Origin of the sequence: Sphingomonas flavalba (assembly GCF_047553045.1) — a bacterium.
Taxonomy (GTDB): domain Bacteria; phylum Pseudomonadota; class Alphaproteobacteria; order Sphingomonadales; family Sphingomonadaceae; genus Sphingomonas_L; species Sphingomonas_L flavalba_A.
This window is the reverse complement of record NZ_CP180208.1, coordinates 1,107,623-1,128,344: the sequence shown is the minus strand read 5'-3', so window position 1 is coordinate 1,128,344 and position 20,722 is coordinate 1,107,623. Positions and strand designations below refer to the sequence as shown.

The following is a 20,722-nucleotide window of genomic DNA, read 5'->3' as shown; positions in this document are numbered from 1 at the left end:
AGTAGGGCCGCGATGCGGCCGGGAGCATGATGAGATGAGCCGCCTCGACCCCGCCGTCGCCCGCGTTACCGACCGGGTGATCAGCCGCAGCCAGGCCAGCCGCGCCGCCTATCTGGAGATGATCGAGGCGCAGCGCGACCACGGCACCAATCGCGGCGTGCTGAGCTGCGGCAACCTGGCCCACGCCTTTGCCGCGGCGGAGGAGGACAAGCCCGCCATCCGCGCCGGCGGCGCGATGAACATCGGCATCGTCACCGCGTATAACGACATGCTGTCGGCGCATCAGCCCTATGGTCGCTACCCGGAACTGATAAAGGTGTTCGCCCGCGAAAAGGGCGCGACGGCGCAGGTAGCCGGCGGCGTGCCGGCGATGTGCGACGGCGTTACCCAGGGGCAGGCCGGCATGGAACTGTCGCTGTTCAGCCGCGACAGCATCGCGCTGTCGACCGCCGTCGCGCTCAGCCATGCGATGTTCGAGGGCGTGGCCCTGCTCGGCATTTGCGACAAGATCGTCCCCGGCCTGCTGATCGGCGCGCTGCGCTTCGGCCATGTCCCGGCGATGCTGATCCCCGGTGGGCCGATGCCGTCGGGCCTGCCGAACAAGGAGAAGGCCCGCGTCCGCCAGCTTTATGCAGAGGGCAAGGCCGACCGCGACGAACTGCTCGACGCGGAGGCGGCAAGCTATCACAGCCCCGGCACCTGCACATTCTACGGCACCGCCAATTCCAACCAGATGATGATGGAGGTGATGGGCCTGCACGCGCCCAACGCCGCCTTCGTCAACCCCGGCACCAAACTGCGCCAGGAACTCACCCGCGCCGCGATCCACCGGATCACCGAGATCGGCTGGAGGGGCAACGACTACCGCCCGCTCGGCCGGATGATCGACGAACGCGCTATCGTCAACGCCGCCGTCGGGCTGATGGCGACCGGCGGGTCGACCAACCACGCGATCCACCTGCCCGCCATTGCCCGCGCCGCCGGCATCACCATCGATTGGGCCGACCTGGAAGCGCTGTCGGAAGCGGTGCCGCTGCTCGCCCGCGTCTACCCGAACGGCCAGGGCGACGTGAACGATTTCCACCGCGCCGGCGGCATGGCCTTCGTCGTGCGCGAACTGCTCGACGCCGGGCTGCTCCACGGCGACATATTGACCGCATGGCCGGGCGGGCTGGACGCATGGCGCAGCGAGCCGGCGCTGGACGGCGACGCGCTGGCCTGGACCCCGGCGGTGGAGACCAGCCGCGACGACGCGATGCTGCGCCCGGCATCCGCGCCGTTCCAGCCGACCGGCGGGATGCGGCTGCTGCAGGGCAATCTTGGCCGCGCGGTCATCAAGACCAGCGCGGTCGAGGAAGAACGCTGGGTGATCGAGGCGCCGGCGCGGGTGTTCGCCGATCAGGACGCGGTGATCGCCGCGTTCAAGGCGGGCGAGCTGGAACGCGACGTGGTCGTCGTCGTCCGCTTTCAGGGGCCGGCGGCGAACGGCATGCCGGAACTGCACAAGCTGACCCCGTCGCTGGGCGTGCTGCAGGACCGGGGCTTTCGCGTCGCGCTGGTCACCGACGGGCGGATGTCCGGCGCGTCCGGCAAGGTGCCGGCGGCGATCCACCTCTACCCGGAGGCGCTGCACGGCGGACCGGTCTCGCGCATCGCCGACGGCGACATCATCCGCGTCGACGCGGTGGCCGGGACGATAGACGCGGTCGGCGTCGCCCTCGAAACGCGGCCGCCAGCGGCGCGGCCGAAACCGGCGCCCGGCACCGGCCGCGAGCTGTTCGCCCTGTTCCGCACCGGCTGCGACGATGCAGAGCACGGTGCATCCCCCCTGTTGCACGCGATGGAGACCGAATGATGCAGCCAGTCGAGACGATCATGCGCACCGCCCCGGTCATCCCGGTGCTGGTGGTCGACGAGCCGGCGGACGCGCGGCCGATCGCCGAGGCGCTGGTCGCCGGCGGGCTGACCGTGCTGGAGGTGACGCTGCGCACCCCGGCGGCGCTGGAGGTGATCGCCGAGATGGCGCAGGTGGAGGGCGCGATCGTCGGCGCCGGCACGGTGCTCAACGCCCGCGATCTGGAACGGGCGATGGCGGCGGGCGCGCGCTTCATCGTCAGCCCCGGCCTGACCGACGCACTTGGCCGCGCCGCGATCGACCGGCAGGTGCCGTTCCTGCCCGGCGTCGCCAATGCCGGCGACATCATGCGCGGCCTCGATCTGGGGTTGGACCGGTTCAAATTCTTCCCGGCCGAGGCGGCGGGCGGGCTGAAGGCGCTGAAGGCGCTGGCCGGGCCGTTCGGCGACATCCGCTTCTGCCCGACCGGCGGCATCACCGCCGACAGCGCCGCGCAGTGGCTGGCCGAGCCGGCGGTGCTGTGCGTCGGCGGAAGCTGGATCGTCCCGCGCGGGCCGGTGGATACCGCCGCGATCACCCGCGCGGCGCAGGCGGCTGCGGGATTGCGGTAGGCGGGATTTCGGTTTCGGCGCGGGCCGGCACCGCGATCAGCCCACCATCACCACCATCACCACCGTCACCAGCCACAGCGCGAAGGCGGCGGCGGCGAGCAGGGTGCCGAACGGCAGGCGGGTCGCGCGGCAGGGGCGCTTGCCGAGTGCCGCCATGACGGCAACCGCCGCCAGCCCGCCGACGCTGGCGACAAGCAGCACCCAGGGCAGCAACGCCCAGCCGAGCCAGGCGCCGATCGCGCCGAACAGCTTCGGGTCGCCGCCGCCCAGCCCGACCCGGCCGCGCAGCAGGCGATAGCCCTCCGCCACCACCCACAGGCTGCCGAAGCCGACGACCAGCCCGGCGACACGGTCGGCAAGCGGCGGCGCGACGCCAATCAGCCCGGCGCCGAGGCCGAGGGCGGCGAGCGGCAGGGTCAGCCGGTCCGGCAGCCAGAGATGGTCGAGGTCGAGCACCGCCAGCGTCAGCAGCATCCAGCCGAACAGCGCCCCCGCCGCCCCGGTCGCCCAGTCCGGCGCCAGGCCGAGGGCGAGCGCCCCGACCACCGCCGCCGCCGCCTCTATCGCCGGGTGGCGGCGATTTATCGGCGCACGGCAGGTGCGGCAGCGCCCGGCGTGGAGCGCGAAACCGAGAAGCGGGATCAGCTCGACCGGGCCGAGGGTGCGCCCGCAACCGTCGCAGCACGAACGCCCGCGCGCGACCGACACGCCGCGCGGCCAGCGCAGCACCACGGTCGCGGCGAAACTGCCGGCGATCGCGCCGGCGCCGGCGCCGGCCACGGCGGCGAGCAGGGTCATCGCACCGTCATTCCGGGCGTGGGCCCGCGCGGGCGCATGGGGGAACGGGCGGCGGCTGGCATCGGCGGCTTATCGCCTTGCCGCCGGGATTCGGCAAAGCTGAATCGGCGCGCTCAGCGCAGGGCGATGCGATCGCCGAAGCGAAGGCGGGCGCCGTCGGTGATGACCACCGGGTCGCCGAACCGGGTCTGGGCGAACAGCAGCGCGGCGAACGCCACCGGCACGCCGATGCAGCCGCGCGGCGACGGGCGTGACCCGAGCCGGCGGGAAGGCGCGGTCGGCGCGAGCAGCCCCGCCGCAAGCCGCCCCCTAGCGACCGGGGCGGCGAGGCGCTACGCATTGACCATCCTTACTTTTCCGGAGCCGCCCGATGAGCGTTTCACGTCGCACCTTCGTCCTGTCCGCAACCGCCGCCGCCGGCCTGGCCGGCACAGGCTGGCCCGCCTTTGCCGCGATCGACCCCCGGCTGGCGACGGTGCTCGACACCATCGCCAACGAGTCGCTGAAGGACTCGCCGGAGGCCTACAGCTACCTGGGGCTGGACAGCGGCGCCAACGCCTGGGCGCGGACGAAGCTGGGCGACCGATCGGCCGCCTCGCGTACAAAGACGTTCGCCGACATCAAGCGTTTCCAGGCGATGCTGGCGGCGGTCGACCGCGGCGCGCTGCGCGGCCATGACGGCCTGCTCTACGACTCGGTCGCCTATTCGCTGGGCAACGGCGCGGCGGGCGAGCGCTTCGCCTACGGCACGGTCGACACGTTCGGCGGCGGCGCGCCCTACATCATCAGCCAGCAGGACGGCGCCTACCAGAGCATCCCCGAATTCCTCGATTCCGTCCATCGCATCGAGGCGCGCGCCGATGCCGAGGCCTATCTGTCCCGCCTGTCCGCCTTCGCCATCGTGCTGGACCAGGAAACGGAGCGAGCGAAGCACGACGCCGCGCAGGGGGTAATCGCCCCGACCTTCGTCCTCGACACGACGCTGGAGGGGCTGCGCGGGCTGCGCGCGGTGCCGGCGGCCAAGGCGCGGATGGTCCGTTCCCTCGCCGACCGCGCGGCGGAACGGAAGATTTCCGGCGACTGGGCGGCGCGGGCGGCGAAGATCGTCGAGAGCGCGGTCTACCCGGCGCTCGACCGCCAGATCGCGGCGATGACCGCGATCCGCGCCAGGGCCAATGCCGATGCCGGCGCGTGGAAGCTGCCGGACGGCGAAGCCTATTATGCCTGGTCGCTGCGCTATGCGACGAGCACCGACCTGTCGCCGGAGGCGGTGCACCAGATGGGCCTGGACCAGGGCAAGGAGCTGGACGCGCAAATGGACGCGGTGCTGAAGGCGCAGGGGATGACGCAAGGCACGGTCGGCGAGCGGCTGGCGGCGCTGACCCGCGACCCGAAGCAGCTTTTCGCCAACACCGACGCCGGCCGCGCCGAGGCGATCGCCTACGTCAACGAGAAGATGGACGAACTGCGTGCGCTGTTGCCGCGCATATCGCGGATGGTGATGAAGGCGGACGTGACGGTGAAGCGGGTGCCGCCCGACATCGAGGCCGGCGCCCCGCTCGGCTACATGAACTTCGCCTCACTCGACGGCACCCGGCCGGCGATCTACTACATCAACCTGAAGGATACCGGGAACTGGCCGAAATTCACCATCCCCACGCTGTCGGCGCACGAAGGGTTGCCGGGGCATAGCTGGGAGGGGGCCTATGTCGCCGAGCATCGCGACGACGTGCCGCTGATCAGCTCGCTGATGGGGTTCAATGCTTATACCGAGGGATGGGCGCTGTATTCCGAACAGCTGGTCGACGAGCTCGGCTTCTACGACAACGACCCGCTCGGGCGGCTGGGCATGTACCAGGCGCTGCGTTTCCGCGCGTCGCGACTGGTTGCCGACACCGGGCTGCACGCGAAGAAGTGGAGCCGCGACCAGGCGATCGATTTCCTGGTGTCCAGCACCGGCCGCGCCCGCGCCGCCTGCACCAGCGAGATCGACCGCTATTGCGCGGCGCCGGGGCAGGCGTGCGGCTACAAGGTCGGGCATAGCGAGATCGTCCGGCTGCGCGACAAGGCGCAGGCGGCGCTGGGCGACCGTTACGACGTGCGCGATTTCGACGACGCGGTGATAAAGGCCGGGGCGGTGCCGCTGGCGGTTCTCGCGACGGCGATCGACGCCTATATCGCTACCGGCACAGCCTGAACCCTGGGGGGAGTAACAGCCAGTCGTGACCGCAGCGCCCCGCGCCCATTCGCTCCACCAGCGCATCCGCGGCGCGATCGAGGGGCAGATCATGTCCGGGGCGCTGCGCCCCGGCGATCGCATTCCCTACGAGCATGAACTGATGCAGCATTATGGCTGCTCGCGGATGACGGTGAACAAGGCGGTGGCGGCGCTGGCCGATGCCGGGCTGGTCGTCCGGCGGCGGGGCGCCGGATCGTTCGTCGCCCAGCCGCGCGCCCATGTCGCGACGCTGACCGTGCCGGACGTGCCGGCGGAAATCCGCGCGCGCGGCATGGCCTATCGGCTGGACCTGATCGACCGGGCGGTGATCGACGCCGGCGACGCGCGGGTGGCGGCGGCGATGACGGTGCCGGCGGAAAGCACGGTGCTGGCCGTCACCTGCCGCCACAACGCCGACGGCCGGCCGTTCGCGATGGAGGAGCGGCTAATCAGCCTTGCCGAAGTGCCGGAGGCGATCGACGTCGATTTTGCCGCCGTGTCGCCGGGCAGCTGGCTGCTCGCCCATGTGCCGTGGACGGAGGCGGAGCACCGCATCATCGCCCTCCCCGCCGCCGGCCATGCCGCGGCGCTGGCGGTAGCGGCGGACACCGCCTGCCTGGTGCTGGAACGGCGGACCTGGCGGGCGAAGCACACGATCACCTGGGTGCGGCAGACCTTCCCCGGCGCCTTCGCCCTGACCGCGCGGTTCGTCGGCTAGGCTTTGCTATCCGGCGATCAGCCGGGCGACGCAGCGGCGGTAGCGGGCGGCGACGGCATCGCGGGCGACGTGGCGGCCGGCGGCGACCACCGGCCGGCCCCGCCGCCATACCCGGTCGATCGCACCGCGCCCGGCGGCGAACAGCAGTGCGTCGGACAGCGCCGGGCCGCTGCGGCCGGCGAAGGACGGATGATCCCCGTGCAGGCCGATCAGGTCCGCCGGATGGCCGGGCGCTATCCCCGCCGCCATGCCGAGCGCCTGCCCGCCACCGGCGACAGCGGCGCGGTATAGCGTATCGCCGGTCGAGTCCCCGGCGGCGCGGGCCAGCCGGTTGCGGCCGCGCGCGGCGAGGCGCTGGCCGTATTCGAGCAGGCGCAGTTCCTCCGTCGCGTCGATCAGCACGTTGGAGTCCGAACCGACGCCATAGCGGCCACCGGCGGCGAGGAAGGGTTCGGCCGGGAAGATGCCGTCGCCCAGATTGGCCTCCGTCACCGGGCACAGGCCGGCGACAGCGCCGCTTACCGCCAGCGCCGTCGCTTCGCCGTCCGTCATGTGGGTGGCGTGGACCAGGCACCAGCGCGCGTCGACCGACGCATTGGCGAGCAGCCAGGCGACCGGACGAGCGCCCGACCACGTCACGCAATCCTCAACTTCCTTCACCTGTTCGGCGATGTGGATGTGGATCGGCGCGGCCCCGGCCAGCGGCACCAGCCGCGCCAGTTCGTCCGGCGTCACCGCGCGCAGACTGTGCGGGGCGACGCCGACGATAGCGTCGGGCAGGCCGGCCGTCGCGCGGCGGGCGCCGTCGAGCAGCGCGGCGAAGCCGTCGCCATCGTTGATGAAGCGCGCCTGCCCGGCGCCCGGCGCCGCGCCGCCGAAGCCGGAATGGGCGTAGAACACCGGCAGCAGGGTCAGGCCGATGCCGGATTCGGCGGCGGCGGCGGCGATCGCCGCGCTCATCTCCGCCCGGTCGGCGAACGGAGTGCCGCCGCGATCGTGGTGGAGATAGTGAAACTCGCCGACGCGGGTGAAGCCGGTTTCCAGCATCTCGACATAGGCGAGCGCGGCGATGGCGCGCAGATCGTCCGGGGTGATGCGCTCGACGAAGCGGTACATCGCCGCGCGCCAGGTCCAGAAATCGTCACCGGCCGGGCCGCGCACCTCCGCCAGCCCGGCCATCGCCCGCTGGAAGGCGTGGCTGTGCAGGTTGGGCATGCCGGGCAGCGCTACGGGCACGGCGGTGTCGCCGGGGCGGGCCGGAACGCCGGTGTCCACCGTTTCGATCAGCCCGCCGACCAGCGTGATCCGCACATTCGTGGCCCAGCCGCCGGGCAGCAGGGCCTCGGCACAATGCAGGGCGGTGGCAGGTGGCGGCAGCATCGCCCGGTCTCCTCGGCGGATTGATTATGTCTATACATTTAAAAGCCGTGGTGCAATAGTTCCGGCACAGGACGGGAGCAGGCAATGCGCTGTGACAAGATGTGGACCAACGCGCGTATCGCCACCCTGTCGGCGCCCGGCCTCGGCGTGATCGAGGACGGGGTAATCGCGGCGCGCAACGGCCGCATCGCCCATGTCGGCCGGGCGGCGACGGCGCCGGAGATCGACGCGGCGGAGACGATCGACTGCGCCGGGCGCTGGATCACCCCCGGCCTGATCGACTGCCACACCCATCTGGTCCACGGCGGCGACCGCGCCCGCGAGTTCGAGATGCGGCTGGAAGGCGCATCCTATGAGGACATCGCCCGCGCCGGCGGCGGCATCGTATCGTCGATGAAGGCGACGCGGGCGGCAAGCGAGGACGAACTGGTCGCGAGCGCCCTGCCCCGCCTCGACGCGCTGATCGCCGAGGGGGCGACGACGGTCGAGGTCAAGTCCGGTTACGGCCTGTCGACCGAGGCGGAATTGAAGATGCTGCGCGCGGCGCGGCGGCTGGGCGAGGAACGGCCGGTGCGGATCGTCACCAGCTTCCTCGGCGCCCATGCGCTGCCGCCCGAATATACCGGCGACGCCGACGGCTATGTCGCGATGCTGTGCGACACGATGCTGCCGGCGGTGGCGGCGGAAGGGGTGGCCGACGCGGTCGACGCCTTCTGCGAGGGGATCGGCTTTTCCGCCGATCAGGTCGACCGGCTGTTCACCGCCGCCGCCGCCAGCGGCCTGCCGGTCAAGCTGCACGCGGAGCAACTGTCCAACCAGCATGGCGCGGCGCTGGCCGCCCGCCACGGCGCGCTGTCCGCCGACCATCTGGAACATCTGGATGCGGACGGGGTGGCGGCGATGGCGCGGGCCGGCACCGTCGCGACGCTGCTGCCCGGCGCTTATTATTTCATGCGCGAGACGCGGCAGCCGCCGGTCGCCGCGCTGCGCGCCGCCGGCGTGCCGATCGCGCTCGCCACCGACTGCAACCCCGGCACCGCGCCGCTGACTTCGTTGCTGCTGGTGATGAACATGGCGGCGACGCTGTTCCGGCTGACCGTCGACGAATGCCTGGCCGGCGTCACCCGCAACGCGGCGATGGCGCTCGGCATCGGCTGCAAGACCGGGACGATCGCCGTCGGCAAGAGCTGCGATCTGGCGATCTGGAACATCGAGCGGCCGGCGGAGCTTGTCTACCGCATCGGCTTCAACCCGCTGCACGCCCGCGTCTGGAGGGGCCAATGACGATCATCACCCTGTCCCCCGGCCGGGTGCCGCTGGCCGACTGGCGCGCGCTCTATCGCGGGGCGGACGCGCGGCTGGACCCGGCATCCGCCCCGGCGATCGCCGCCAGCGCGGCGGCGGTCGCGCGCATTCTGGCCAAGGGCAAGCCGGTCTACGGCATCAACACCGGCTTCGGTAAGCTGGCCAGCGTCAGCATCGCCGCCGACGAGCTGGAGACGTTGCAGCGCAATATCGTGCTGAGCCACGCCGCCGGCACCGGCGCGCCGTCGCCCGTCCCGGTCGTCCGGCTGATGATGGCGTTGAAGCTGGCGAGCCTGGCGCAGGGCGCATCCGGCGTGCGGCCGGACACCGTGGCGCTTCTGGAGGCGATGCTGCGCGGCGGGCTGACCCCGGTGGTTCCGGCGCAGGGATCGGTCGGCGCCAGCGGCGACCTTGCCCCGCTCGCCCACATGACCGCCGCGATGATCGGCGTCGGAACGATTGCGGTTGATGGGCGGGCGGTGCCGGCGGCGGACGCGCTGGCCGGCGCCGGGCTGGCGCCGTTGGTGCTGGGGCCGAAGGAAGGGCTGGCGCTGCTCAACGGCACGCAATTCTCGACCGCCAACGCGCTTGCCGGACTGTTCGAGGCGGAACGGCTGTTGCAGGCGGCGCTGGTCACCGGCGCGCTGGCGACCGAGGCGGCGAAAGGGTCCGACACCCCGTTCGACCCGCGCATTCACGCGCTGCGCGGCCATGCCGGGCAGATCGAGACGGCATCGGCGCTGCGCGCGCTGATGGCCGGATCGGCGATCCGCGCGTCGCATCTGGAAAACGACGCGCGGGTGCAGGACCCCTATTGCCTGCGCTGCCAGCCGCAGGTGATGGGCGCGACGCTGGACGTGCTGCGCCAGGCGGCGGCGACGCTGGCGACCGAGGCCAACGGCGTGTCCGACAACCCGCTGATCTTCGCCGACGCCGACGAGGCGCTGTCCGGCGGCAATTTCCACGCCGAGCCGGTGGCGCTGGCCGCCGACATGATCGCGCTGGTGCTGTGCGAGATCGGGTCGATCACCGAACGGCGGATCGCGATGCTGGTCGACCCGGCGCTGTCCGGCCTGCCCGCATTCCTGACCCCGAAACCGGGGCTGAATTCCGGCTTCATGATCCCGCAGGTGACGGCGGCGGCGCTGGTTTCGGAGAACAAGCAGGCCGCCTACCCGGCCAGCGTCGATTCGATCCCGACCTCCGCCAATCAGGAGGACCATGTGTCGATGGCGGCGCACGGCGCACGGCGGCTGGCACCGATGGCGGCCAACCTTGGCGCGATTATCGGCATCGAATTGCTCGCTGCCGCACAGGGCTGCGATTTCCACGCGCCGCTGGCGTCGAGCGGCCCGCTGGAGTCGGTGCGCGACCTGTTGCGCGCCAAGGTGCCGCATCTGGATGACGACCGCCATTTCCACCCGGATATAGAGGCGGCGGCGGCACTGGTCCGTTCCGGCGCGGTCGGCGGCGCCGCCGGCCTGCCGCTGCCGGGGCTGGCATGACCGACTGGCTGCATGTCCGCCGGGGCGCGGCGCCGCTGATCGTCGCCTTCCCGCATACCGGCACCGCAATCCCCGACGCGGTGCTGCGCACGCTGTCGTCGCCCTGGCTGGCGCGGCGCGATGCCGACTGGTGGGTCGACCGGCTCTACGCCTTCGCCGCCGACATCGGCGCGACGACGGTGCGGACCGACATTTCGCGCACCGTGATCGACGTCAACCGCGACCCGAGCGGCGCGTCGCTCTACCCCGGACAGACGACGACCGAGCTGTGCCCGACGACCAGCTTCGACGGCGATCCACTCTACCGCGCCGCACCGCCCGATGCGGCTGAGATCGCCCGGCGCACCGAACGCTATTTCAAGCCCTATCACACCGCGCTCGCCGCCGAGATCGCGCGGCTGCGCGCCGCCCACGGCCGCGTCGTGCTGTACGACGCCCATTCGATCCGCTCGCGCATTCCCCGGCTGTTCGACGGCGAATTGCCGCAATTCAACATCGGCACCAACGGCGGCGCGACCTGCGCGGCGGAACTGGCCGACGCCGTCGTCGCCCGCTGCGGGGCGAGCGGCATGGGCCATGTGCTGAACGGCCGGTTCAAGGGCGGCTGGACCACCCGGCATTACGGGCGGCCACAGGACGGCGTCCACGCCATCCAGATGGAGCTGGCCTGCCGCGGCTATATCGATGAGCCGGCCGTGCCGGCGCCGGCCAACTGGCCCACCCCGTTCGACCCCGCCCGCGCCGCGCCGCTGACCGCCGTGCTGGAAGGGATATTGGCAGGCTGCCTGGCCTTCGCCGGCAGCGGAAAGGACATGCAATGACCCGCCACGACAACAGCCGCGCCGTCACCCCGCCGACCGGCACCGCCCTGTCGGCGAAAAGCTGGCTGACCGAGGCGCCGCTGCGCATGCTGATGAACAACCTGGCGCCGGACGTGGCAGAAAACCCGCATGAACTGGTCGTCTACGGCGGCATCGGCCGGGCGGCGCGCGACTGGGAAAGCTATGACCGGATCGTCGAGACGCTGAAGCGGCTGGACGCGGACGAGACGCTGCTCGTCCAGTCGGGCAAGCCGGTCGGCGTGTTCCGCACCCATGCCGACGCGCCGCGCGTGCTGATCGCCAATTCAAACCTCGTCCCCCACTGGGCGACGTGGGAGCATTTCAACGAACTCGATCGCAAGGGGCTGGCGATGTACGGCCAGATGACGGCGGGGTCGTGGATCTACATCGGCAGCCAGGGCATCGTGCAGGGCACCTACGAGACGTTCGTCGAGATGGGGCGCCAGCATTATGGCGGCGACCTGTCCGGCCGCTGGCTGCTGACCGCCGGGCTTGGCGGCATGGGCGGCGCGCAGCCGCTGGCGGCGGTGATGGCGGGCGCGTCCTGCCTTGCGATCGAATGCCAGCCGAGCCGGATCGAGATGCGGCTGAAGACCGGCTATCTCGACCATGCCGCCGACAGCATCGATCAGGCGCTGGAGATCATCGAGCGGTCGTGCCGGGACAGGAAGCCGGTGTCGGTCGGCCTGCTCGGCAACGCCGCCGACCTGCTGCCCGAACTGTTCCGGCGCGGGGTGCGCCCCGACCTGCTGACCGACCAGACATCGGCGCATGACCCGGTCAACGGCTACCTGCCGCAGGGCTGGACGCTGGACCAGTGGGCGAAGGGCCGCGCGCAGGACCCGGCCGGGGTCGCCAAAGCCGCCGGGCAGGCGATGGCGGTCCATGTCCGCGCGATGCTGGACTTCCAGAAGGCCGGGGTGCCGACCGTCGATTATGGCAACAACATCCGTCAGGTGGCGAAGGACAATGGCGTTGCCGACGCCTTCGCCTTTCCCGGCTTCGTCCCCGCCTATATCCGCCCGCTATTCTGCCGCGGGGTCGGGCCGTTCCGCTGGGCGGCGCTGTCCGGCGACCCGGAGGACATCTACAAGACCGACGCCAAGGTGAAGGAGCTGCTGCCCGACGACGCCCACCTGCACAACTGGCTGGACATGGCGCGCGAGCGCATCCGCTTTCAGGGGCTACCGGCGCGGATCTGCTGGGTCGGACTGGGCGACCGCCACCGGCTGGGGCTGGCGTTCAACGAAATGGTCGCATCGGGCGAGCTGAAGGCGCCGATCGTCATCGGCCGCGACCATCTCGACAGTGGATCGGTCGCCAGCCCGAACCGCGAGACAGAGGCGATGCGCGACGGATCCGACGCGGTCAGCGACTGGCCGCTGCTTAACGCCCTGCTCAACACCGCGAGCGGCGCGACCTGGGTCTCGCTGCACCATGGCGGCGGCGTCGGCATGGGTTATTCCCAGCACGCCGGCATGGTCATCGTCGCCGACGGCAGCGATGCGGCGGCGCGGCGGCTGGAACGGGTGCTGTGGAACGACCCGGCGACCGGCGTGATGCGCCACGCCGACGCCGGCTACCCGGAGGCGCTGGACTGCGCCCGCGAAAAGGGGCTGGACCTGCCCGCCATCACCGGCTGAACGGCGACCGACCGCCCCTCGCTCAGGTGTGGCCGAGACGCGGGTCGTCGTACAGGTCGTTCACCTGATTGGGGTTTTCGTCCAGATCGCCGGTTTCGCCCATCAGTACGGCGCGGAAGTCGCGCAGCACCGCGCCGCCGGCCTCGATCGTCTCGGTATAGACGTTCTTGACCAGCAGGCTGCCGGAGGCGGCCGCCGGCCCGCGCAGGTTGACGAGATGGGCGGTCTCGCCGTCCGCCTCCTGCCGCTCGCGCGCCGCCGCCGTCGCCGCATTGACGCAGCTATGGCGGATCAGGTTGCCGAAATTGCCGATCTCGTGGCTCTGCGCCCCGTCGTAGATGCTGGTGGTGTGGACAACGTGGTGCGGACCGTCGGCGTGCATGGTGATCTTGGTGCCGTCGTCGAGCAGCAGGGTGCGGCGACTGCCGTCCCAATCCTTGATATGCTTGCCGTTCAGATTCTCGTGCGGATCGCCCCACACCTGCCATGTCGCGCTGCGCGGCCCCATCGCGCGGGTAACGGTGATGGTGTGCTTGTCGATCTGGACGGTCCAAAGCCCGCTGCGGCTGACATAGCGCATGGTCGAATCCGTGTTCTGGACCAGATTGCCGCGCGGCTGCGGGACGGCGTCGCACACCGCGTCGACTTCGGCCGGCGCCGGCGGCAGGGCAAAGCCATAGGCGTGCACCGCGTCGGCGAGCTGCCGCCCAAGCGCGAGGGTCGCGATCCGCTTTTCCTGCGGATTGCCGCTCGCGTCGGCATCCTCGACATAGACATTGGCCAGATACAGCCCGGCGCCCGGCGCACCGATCAGATACGCCGCTTCTCCGTCATGCTCGGCGGCGTCGCGGCTGGCGGCGACCGGCGCATCGACCTTGCTGTGCATGATCGTCTGGGTCAGCACGTCGATCTCGTGGCTTTCGTCGCCATCATACAGGCTGACGCGCAGCAGCGCGCCGTCCTGCCCGTGCATCGTCACCTTGCCGCCACCCGGCAGCAGCAGGCTGCGGCGGTTCTGCGCCCAGTTCCGCACCTCCTGCCCGCCGAGCGCCTCGCGCGTGCCGCTGGAGGTGTATTGGAAGGCGGCGTGGCCCGGCGTGCCGGCCGGCGGCCGCACCGTCACCACCCCGTCGGCAATGCCGACCCGCCAGCCGCTCAGCGTCACATAGGACAGCGGGCCGCGCGTCGTCGCCTGAACAAGCCGCCCGGCGGGCAGGATGGTTGCCGGTGGGGTCGGGCTGGGCGTCGGCGTCGGCGTGACCCGGATCGGCGGGGTCGGCGTGTCACGCCCGCAGGCGACGAGCGCCAGTACCATCGCCGCAATGCCGCACCCCCGATATGCCCGGCTGACGTGCACGCTGACTTTCCCTACCGGCATTCGCGCCGCTCCTCTCGCTATTGTCGATGATGGCCGGCGGGCGTGGTCAACAGCATATTCACGCTCTGGCAACGCTACCCCCGACCCTGTGGACGGGCCGGCCTTCGCCGCCCCGTTCGACTGTAAAGCGCAGTGCAACGGCAAATCGGGGCACGATTCCGGTTAGTTCTTTCGCACCACGCCTGGCGGGGAGCAGCGCCGCCGGTCGGATGCCTCTGCCCTAATGGCGGACCGGGGTCGCCAGCAGCAGCATGCCGTCGATCGTGAAGCCGCTGCGGGTGGCGGCCAACGCTATCGTCATCCGGTGTTCCTCGCCGCCGCGGCCAAGCAGTTCCAGGTCGAGGACACGGGCATCGCCGCCGGTCAGCACGCGCTCGATCGCCTCGTTGACCGCGACGCGGCGGCCGACCGGCACGACATCCGACAGGCGGGCATGGACGATCTGGATCGATTCGAAACCGAGCATCGCCAGCAGCGTGTCGTCGACGGCGGCGAAGGTGCCGCGTGGGGTCAACCGCGCGGTTCCCGCTTCGCCGTGCACCGCCATCGCCGCGACCAGCGCGTCATGGTCGGCGGCGAGCGCGCGGGCCGCGACATCCTCGTCGATCCGGGTGGTCAGATAGCCGACGCCGCCGTCATGGCGGAACGCGTCGATACGCAACGATTCACCCGCCAGCCGCCCGGACGGCGCCTCGACGCTGGCCGGCTCGCCGGTCTGCAGCACCCGTTTCAGCAGGCGGGTCAGCACCGCCGCGGTCAGTTCCGGGTAGAGATCGGTCAGGCGCAGGCCGATCAGTTCCGCCTCCGCGCGTTGCAGGCGCTGCTGGGCGGCGCGGTTGGCGCCGGTGACGCGCAATTGTTCGTCAAGCGTCACATAACCCTGCGCCATCTGGTCGAGCATCACCGGCGGAACCATGTGGCGGCCGTCGGCCCCGCCCGGCCGGTCGCGGCCGAAATCGTCGATCGACAGCAGTACCGTCTTCGGCCGGCCGTGGTTGGTGACGGTCACCGGCCCACGCATCGCCCTGTCCTGCCAAAGCCCGAAATTGCGGCACACTTCCGCCGCCGTCGCCGTTGTCATCCGTTGCGGGTCCATCATCGATTCTCCCATCAATCCGCGCGCTCTGCGCAAGTCACACAGGGAAGGACGGCACGCCGCCGCGCGGCATTAGGGCTTCGCCGCCCGTCTGATCCAAGGTGGAACAGACGACGCTACATCGCTCGAAAATGGAGGTTTTACCGGCTTTTCCGTAACTTGCGGCGAAGCGAATTGACTATACCCCGCGCGCGATAGTGCCCGGCATCGTCAACCAACCGCGGAGACGCGCCATGCCGTTCCCCCGCCCCGCCCGCCGGCGCCCGCCGCACCGGGCCATCGCCGGCACCGCGCTGATCGAATTCGCGCTGCTGCTGCCGATCCTGTCGACCCTGCTGTTCGGCATCCTCGCCTGCGGCAATTATTTCTACCTCGCCCATTCGATGCAGCAGCTCGCCAACGACGCCGCCCGCGCGACGATCGCCGGGCTGACCGCCGCCGAACGGACGACACTCGCCACCGGCGCGGCGCAAGCGGAGGCCCGCGACGGGCTGGCGGTCGATCTGACGCGGATGCAGGTCGGCATCAGCGACCGTGGCGACTATATATCGGTGCGGATCGCTTATGACGCGTCCGACCAGATGCTGTTTCGGCTGGGCTTCGCGCAAATCGTCGATCCGGTGATCCGGCGCACCGCCGTCGTCCGCAAGGGCGGCCTGTGATGCGCGCCCTGCTCCGCGACCGCGCCGCCAGCGTGACGATGATCGGCGCCGGGGCGATGCTGATGGCGCTGGGCTGCGCCGCCTTCGCCGTCGACCTCGGTTCCATCTGGGTGCGAACGCGCGCGTTGCAGGGCGCCGCCGACGCCGCCGCGATCGCCGCCGCGCAGAATCTGTCGGACCCGGCCGGGGCGGCGCGCGCGGCGGCGGCGGCCAGCGGCTGGGACGGGCCGGTCGCGGTCGAGGTTGCCGCCGGCCATTACCGTTTCGACGACGCGCTGGCGCCAGGCCAGCGCTTCACCACCGCCAGCGGATCGCCCGACGCGGTGAAAGTCACGCTCCGCGCCACCGCCCCCGCCTATTTCGCGCTGGCGTGGATGACGAACAACCGCGTGCCGATCGCGCGCGGCGCCACCGCCGCCCGTGCCCGGCTCGCCAGCTTCTCGATCGGCAGCCGGCTGGCGGCGGTCGACGGCGGGATGGCCGGGCGGTATTTGTCGCAACTCGCCGGCATCGACCTGCAACTGAGCGTCATGGACTATAACGCGCTGCTCGGCGCCGATCTGGGGTTGCTCGGCTTTTCCGACGCGCTGGCGACCCGGCTGCACCTGACCGGGCTGAGCTTTTCGGACCTGTTGGCGAGCGAGGTGACGCTGCCGCAACTGTTCGGCGCGCTGGGGGACACGCTCAGCGCGCAGGGAGATGCGACCGCCGCCGCCGCCGCCCGCCAGATCGCGGCACGGGTGCCGGGGCAGAAAGTGGCGCTGTCGCGGCTGATCGACCCCGGCCCCTATGGCGCGCAGGATAGCCGCGGCGGCAGTGGCGGCGCCGACATGAACGCCTATGGCTTCACCCGCGCCTTGCTCGAACTGGCGGCGGGCGGGCGGCAGGTGAAGCTGGACCTGGGCGCCAGCATCCCCGGCCTGTTCGACACCAGCCTGTGGATCGCGGCGGGCGAGCGACCGGCCAATTCGCCCTGGCTGACCGTTACCGACCACGGCGAACCGATCGTCCGCACCGCGCAGACCCGCGTCTATCTCGAGGCGAAGACGCCGGGCGTCGCCGGCATCGGCCAGGTCCGCCTGCCGCTCTACATCGAGCTGGCGAGCGCGGAGGCGAAGCTGGCCGACATCGGTTGCGGCGGCGGCGCGGCGGGGCAGACGGTGGCGCTCGACGTGCGGCCGAGCATCGGCCACGCATCGGTCGCCGACATCGATCCGGCGCGGCTTGGCGACCACCAGACGCCGCTGACCGAGGGGCCGGCGACGCTGGTCAACCTGGCGGTGGTCAAGGTGCGCGGGCAGGCGCGCGTCGACCTGGGCGGCGTCGGCTGGCAGCGGCTGAATTTTTCCGCCGCCGACATCGCCAGCCACCGCGCCCTCAGCGTGTCGACCAACGACCTGACGACCGGGCTGGCCGCGTCGCTGATCCGCAATATCCGGCTCGACGTGCAACTGATCGGCCTGCCGATCGGGCTGGGCGGGGTCGGCGCGGCGGTCGGCGGCGCGCTCGCCACCGCGGCCGGACCGGTCGACCAGTTGCTGGGGATGGTGACCGATCTGGTCGGCATCCGGCTGGGCCAGGCCGACGTCCGCATCGAAGGGGTTCGGTGCGGACGACCGGCGCTGGTCGCCTGACCCGCCACAAACGGGAAACGCATACGCTACACTACTGCCGCCCGAACGCGCGGCCGGCCGATCCGATCCACCGCTTGTCACCGGCGCCGCCGGGTCCCTATAGCATCGTCATGTCCGATGACCTGTTCGCCGCCGATGCCCCCGTTTCCGACAGCTATGACGCCTCCGCGATCGAGGTGCTGGAAGGGCTTGAGCCGGTTCGGCGGCGGCCGGGCATGTACGTCGGCGGGACGGACGAGCGCGCGTTGCACCATCTGGCGGCGGAGGTGCTGGACAATGCGATGGACGAGGCGGTCGCCGGCCACGCCACCCGCATCGAGATCAGCCTGGATACCGGAAACCGGGTGACCATTTCCGACAACGGGCGCGGCATCCCGATCGATCCGCACCCGAAATTTCCCGGCAAATCGGCGCTCGAAGTCATCATGTCGACGCTGCATTCGGGCGGCAAGTTCGCCGGCAAGGCTTATGCGACGTCGGGCGGCCTGCACGGCGTCGGCGTCAGCGTGGTCAACGCGCTGTCGGCGGAAACGGTGGTCGAGGTTGCCCGCAACCGCGAACTGTTCCGCCAGCGTTTCGCCTGCGGCGTGACGCAGGGGCCGCTGGAATCGCTGGGGCCGACCCAGAACCGGCGCGGCACCACCGTCAGCTTCGTGCCCGACCCGGAGATTTTCGGCGATCTGAAATTCCGCCCGGCGCGGCTGCACCGGATGGCCCTGTCCAAGGCCTATCTGTTCGCCGGGGTCGAGATACGCTGGCGCTGCGCGCCGGAACTGATCACCGACGAGACGCCTGCCGAGGCGGTGTTCCAGTTCCCCGGCGGCCTCGCCGATCATCTGCGCGAGCAGCTGGCCGGGCGCGAATGCGCGACGACCGAATTCTTCTCCGGCGCACAGGATTTCCCGGACGGGCGCGGGCGTGCCGAATGGGCGGTCGCCTGGCCGCTGTGGAGCGAGGGCAGCTACCGCTGGTACTGCAACACCATTCCGACGCCGGACGGCGGCACCCACGAGGCCGGCCTGCGCGCGGCGCTGACCCGTGGTCTGCGCGGATTCGGTGAACTGGTCGGCCAGAAAAAGGCCAAGGACCTGTCCGCCGAGGACGTGATGAACGGCGACGAGCTGATGCTGAGCGTGTTCATCCGCGACCCCCAGTTCCAGAGCCAGACCAAGGACCGGCTGACCAGCCCGGAAGCGGCGCGGCTGGTCGAGGCGGCGGTGCGCGACCATTTCGACCATTTCCTCGCCAGCGACATGGAGCGCGGCCGCGCCCTGCTCGGCTTCGTGCTGGACCGGATGGAGGACCGGCTGAAGCGCCGGGCAGAGCGCGAGGTCAAGCGCAAGACCGCCACCTCCGCCCGCAAACTGCGCCTGCCCGGCAAGCTGACCGACTGTTCCGCCGACGACCCGGCCGGGACCGAAATCTTCATCGTCGAGGGCGACAGCGCCGGCGGCTCCGCCAAGCAGGCGCGCGACCGCAAGACCCAGGCGGTTTTGCCGATCCGCGGCAAGATATTGAACGTCGCCTCCGCCAACAGCGCCAAGATTTCCGCCAATCAGGAGATCGCCGACCTGACCCAGGCGCTCGGCTGCGGCATCCGCGACCGCTTTCTGCCGGACGGGCTGCGCTACGAACGCGTCGTCATCATGACCGACGCCGATGTCGACGGCGCCCATATCGCGACGCTGCTGATGACCTTCTTCTTTCAGGAGATGCCCGAACTGGTCCGGCGCGGCCATCTCTACCTCGCGCGGCCGCCGCTCTACCGCCTCGCCGCCGGCAACAAGAGCGCCTATGCCCGCGACGACGCCCACCGCGCCGAGTTGGAGGAAACCCTGTTCAAGGGCCGCAAGGTCGAAATCAGCCGGTTCAAGGGCCTGGGCGAGATGAACCCGCAGCAATTGCGCGAAACGACGATGGACCCGGCGACACGCAGCCTGATCCGCATCGTGCTGCCGCGCGAGTATGAGCAGCGCGCCGGGGTGCGCGATCTGGTCGAGCGGCTGATGGGCCGCAACCCCGAACACCGCTTCCAGTTCATCCAGGAAAATGCGGCGCGACTCGACGGCGAGGCGATCGACGCCTGACCCCGTCGCAACCCGCCACGCTGGCGGATTGTCCCGTTAAGAGACGAATTGTCCCGATTCGCTCCGTGAATCGTGCAGATTCCTCTACGAAACGTCGCATTCGTACAGGACAAGGTTAGCAGTTTGTTAGTACTATCGCGGCCTGCGCAGTGAGTCCGGGTGGGCGATTCATCAAAGCGCGTAACCGAGTGTGAAGGGGTATACCATGAAAGCATATCTTCTCGCCGCTGCGGCTGGCCTTGCGGTCCTCGCTGCTCCGGCCATGGCGGGCGTGACCGTCACGACGCACACCAATGGCGTCAATCCGGGTGTCGATGTCGGCTATGCCGGCCTCGGGCAGACCCTGCTTTATGATTTCGACGGTGCGTCGCCGACCGCCGGCAACCTGACCGGCAACTACACCATCTTCGCTGCGCCGGGCACCGGCGAGAGCGCGGCGCCGGCCGGCACCCCGGCTGGTGAGCATTATCTGAGCGTTCCGAACCCCGAACAGAACGGCTCTGCCGACATCCTGCTCGGCGGCGGCTACTTCTCGGCCAGCTTCTACTGGGGCTCGATCGACGGCTACAACACCGTCGAGGTGCTTGGCGCCAACGGCAACGTCATCGGCACCTGGACCGGCAGCGCCCTGCCGACGCCGACCAACGCCAACGGCAACCAGAGCGACTTCACGTCGAACATGCGCGTGAACTTCACCGCTGACGGCGGCGACTACATCACCGGCTTCCGCCTGCACTCGAACGGCTTCGCGTTCGAAACCGACACCTATGCGGTCGGCGCGGCGGTTCCGGAACCGGCGACCTGGGCGATGCTGCTCGGCGGCTTCGGCCTGATCGGCGGCGCGATGCGGCGCAGCCGCAAGACCGCGCGCACGGTCCTCGCCTGATCCAACGATCGGGGGTAAAAGGAAGGGGCGGCCTCCGGGCCGCCCCTTTTTTGTGTCCGTAGCCCCGGTTTATCCGGTCGCCGCCATCGCCTATCCTCCGCCCC

Annotated in this window: 16 protein-coding genes; 12 read left to right on the top strand and 4 right to left on the bottom strand. The window is 70.7% G+C overall.

Going from position 1 to position 20,722, the window contains the following annotated elements; all coding sequences use genetic code 11:
* The first annotated feature begins 34 nt into the window (after positions 1-34).
* Both edd and eda read left to right on the top strand, forming a co-directional pair.
* Positions 35-1,855 carry a phosphogluconate dehydratase gene (edd, locus tag ACMT1E_RS05200; protein ID WP_414902626.1) on the top strand — a complete coding sequence of 607 codons (1,821 nt, stop codon included), beginning with the start codon at positions 35-37 and terminating at the stop codon, positions 1,853-1,855.
* Positions 1,852-2,466 carry a bifunctional 4-hydroxy-2-oxoglutarate aldolase/2-dehydro-3-deoxy-phosphogluconate aldolase gene (gene eda, locus ACMT1E_RS05195; RefSeq protein WP_414902625.1) on the top strand — a complete coding sequence of 205 codons (615 nt, stop codon included), beginning with the start codon at positions 1,852-1,854 and terminating at the stop codon, positions 2,464-2,466. Before edd ends, eda begins: the two co-directional genes overlap by 4 nt.
* Positions 2,467-2,502: 36 nt before the next feature.
* On the opposite strand, the gene ACMT1E_RS05190 is transcribed toward eda, so the two are convergent.
* Entirely contained in the window at positions 2,503-3,264 is a 762-nt protein-coding gene (locus ACMT1E_RS05190; RefSeq protein ID WP_414902624.1) for a prepilin peptidase, read from the bottom strand.
* Positions 3,265-3,634: 370 nt separating this feature from the next.
* Between ACMT1E_RS05190 and ACMT1E_RS05185 the strand changes: the two genes are divergently transcribed.
* Complete coding sequence (locus ACMT1E_RS05185; RefSeq protein ID WP_414902623.1) at positions 3,635-5,461, top strand: DUF885 domain-containing protein; 1,827 nt, start codon at positions 3,635-3,637, stop codon at positions 5,459-5,461.
* A gap of 25 nt (positions 5,462-5,486) precedes the next feature.
* Complete coding sequence (locus tag ACMT1E_RS05180) at positions 5,487-6,200, top strand: UTRA domain-containing protein (RefSeq protein ID WP_414902622.1); 714 nt, start codon at positions 5,487-5,489, stop codon at positions 6,198-6,200.
* Between the two features lie 6 nt (positions 6,201-6,206).
* Here ACMT1E_RS05180 and ACMT1E_RS05175 read toward each other — a convergent pair whose 3' ends face one another.
* Positions 6,207-7,580: a formimidoylglutamate deiminase gene (locus ACMT1E_RS05175; protein ID WP_414902621.1), complete on the bottom strand. Its 1,374-nt coding sequence runs from the start codon at positions 7,578-7,580 to the stop codon at positions 6,207-6,209.
* A gap of 84 nt (positions 7,581-7,664) precedes the next feature.
* On the opposite strand from ACMT1E_RS05175, the gene hutI reads away from it, so the two are divergent.
* Genes hutI through hutU form a run of 4 tightly spaced genes read left to right on the top strand, consistent with a single transcriptional unit; the run spans position 7,665 to position 12,875 of the window.
* Positions 7,665-8,864, top strand: coding sequence for an imidazolonepropionase (gene hutI / locus ACMT1E_RS05170; protein ID WP_414902620.1), 1,200 nt, complete (start codon positions 7,665-7,667; stop codon positions 8,862-8,864).
* The gene (gene hutH / locus ACMT1E_RS05165; protein WP_414902619.1) at positions 8,861-10,390 is read left to right on the top strand and encodes a histidine ammonia-lyase; all 1,530 of its coding nucleotides are present in this window, start codon (positions 8,861-8,863) and stop codon (positions 10,388-10,390) included. Before hutI ends, hutH begins: the two co-directional genes overlap by 4 nt.
* Entirely contained in the window at positions 10,387-11,211 is an 825-nt protein-coding gene (hutG, locus tag ACMT1E_RS05160; RefSeq protein ID WP_414902618.1) for an N-formylglutamate deformylase, read from the top strand. The genes hutH and hutG overlap by 4 nt, the downstream gene beginning before the upstream one ends.
* A complete protein-coding gene (hutU, locus tag ACMT1E_RS05155; protein WP_414902617.1) occupies positions 11,208-12,875 on the top strand; it encodes a urocanate hydratase in 1,668 nt (555 codons plus the stop codon). Before hutG ends, hutU begins: the two co-directional genes overlap by 4 nt.
* Positions 12,876-12,897: 22 nt before the next feature.
* Here hutU and ACMT1E_RS05150 read toward each other — a convergent pair whose 3' ends face one another.
* Both ACMT1E_RS05150 and ACMT1E_RS05145 read right to left on the bottom strand, forming a co-directional pair.
* Positions 12,898-14,253: a hypothetical protein gene (locus tag ACMT1E_RS05150; protein WP_414902616.1), complete on the bottom strand. Its 1,356-nt coding sequence runs from the start codon at positions 14,251-14,253 to the stop codon at positions 12,898-12,900.
* A gap of 220 nt (positions 14,254-14,473) precedes the next feature.
* Positions 14,474-15,352 carry a type II toxin-antitoxin system prevent-host-death family antitoxin gene (locus ACMT1E_RS05145; protein ID WP_414902615.1) on the bottom strand — a complete coding sequence of 293 codons (879 nt, stop codon included), beginning with the start codon at positions 15,350-15,352 and terminating at the stop codon, positions 14,474-14,476.
* 230 nt (positions 15,353-15,582) lie between these two features.
* Between ACMT1E_RS05145 and ACMT1E_RS05140 the strand changes: the two genes are divergently transcribed.
* From ACMT1E_RS05140 to ACMT1E_RS05125, 4 genes are all read left to right on the top strand, one after another.
* The gene (locus ACMT1E_RS05140) at positions 15,583-16,011 is read left to right on the top strand and encodes a TadE/TadG family type IV pilus assembly protein (protein WP_414902614.1); all 429 of its coding nucleotides are present in this window, start codon (positions 15,583-15,585) and stop codon (positions 16,009-16,011) included.
* Positions 16,011-17,645, top strand: coding sequence for a TadG family pilus assembly protein (locus ACMT1E_RS05135; RefSeq protein WP_414902613.1), 1,635 nt, complete (start codon positions 16,011-16,013; stop codon positions 17,643-17,645). Before ACMT1E_RS05140 ends, ACMT1E_RS05135 begins: the two co-directional genes overlap by 1 nt.
* Before the next feature lie 110 nt (positions 17,646-17,755).
* Positions 17,756-19,732 (top strand): DNA topoisomerase IV subunit B, encoded by a 1,977-nt coding sequence (locus ACMT1E_RS05130; protein WP_414902612.1) that lies wholly within the window; start codon positions 17,756-17,758, stop codon positions 19,730-19,732.
* A 205-nt stretch (positions 19,733-19,937) separates the two neighbouring features.
* Complete coding sequence (locus tag ACMT1E_RS05125) at positions 19,938-20,618, top strand: PEPxxWA-CTERM sorting domain-containing protein (RefSeq protein WP_414902611.1); 681 nt, start codon at positions 19,938-19,940, stop codon at positions 20,616-20,618.
* Positions 20,619-20,722: the final 104 nt, after the last annotated feature.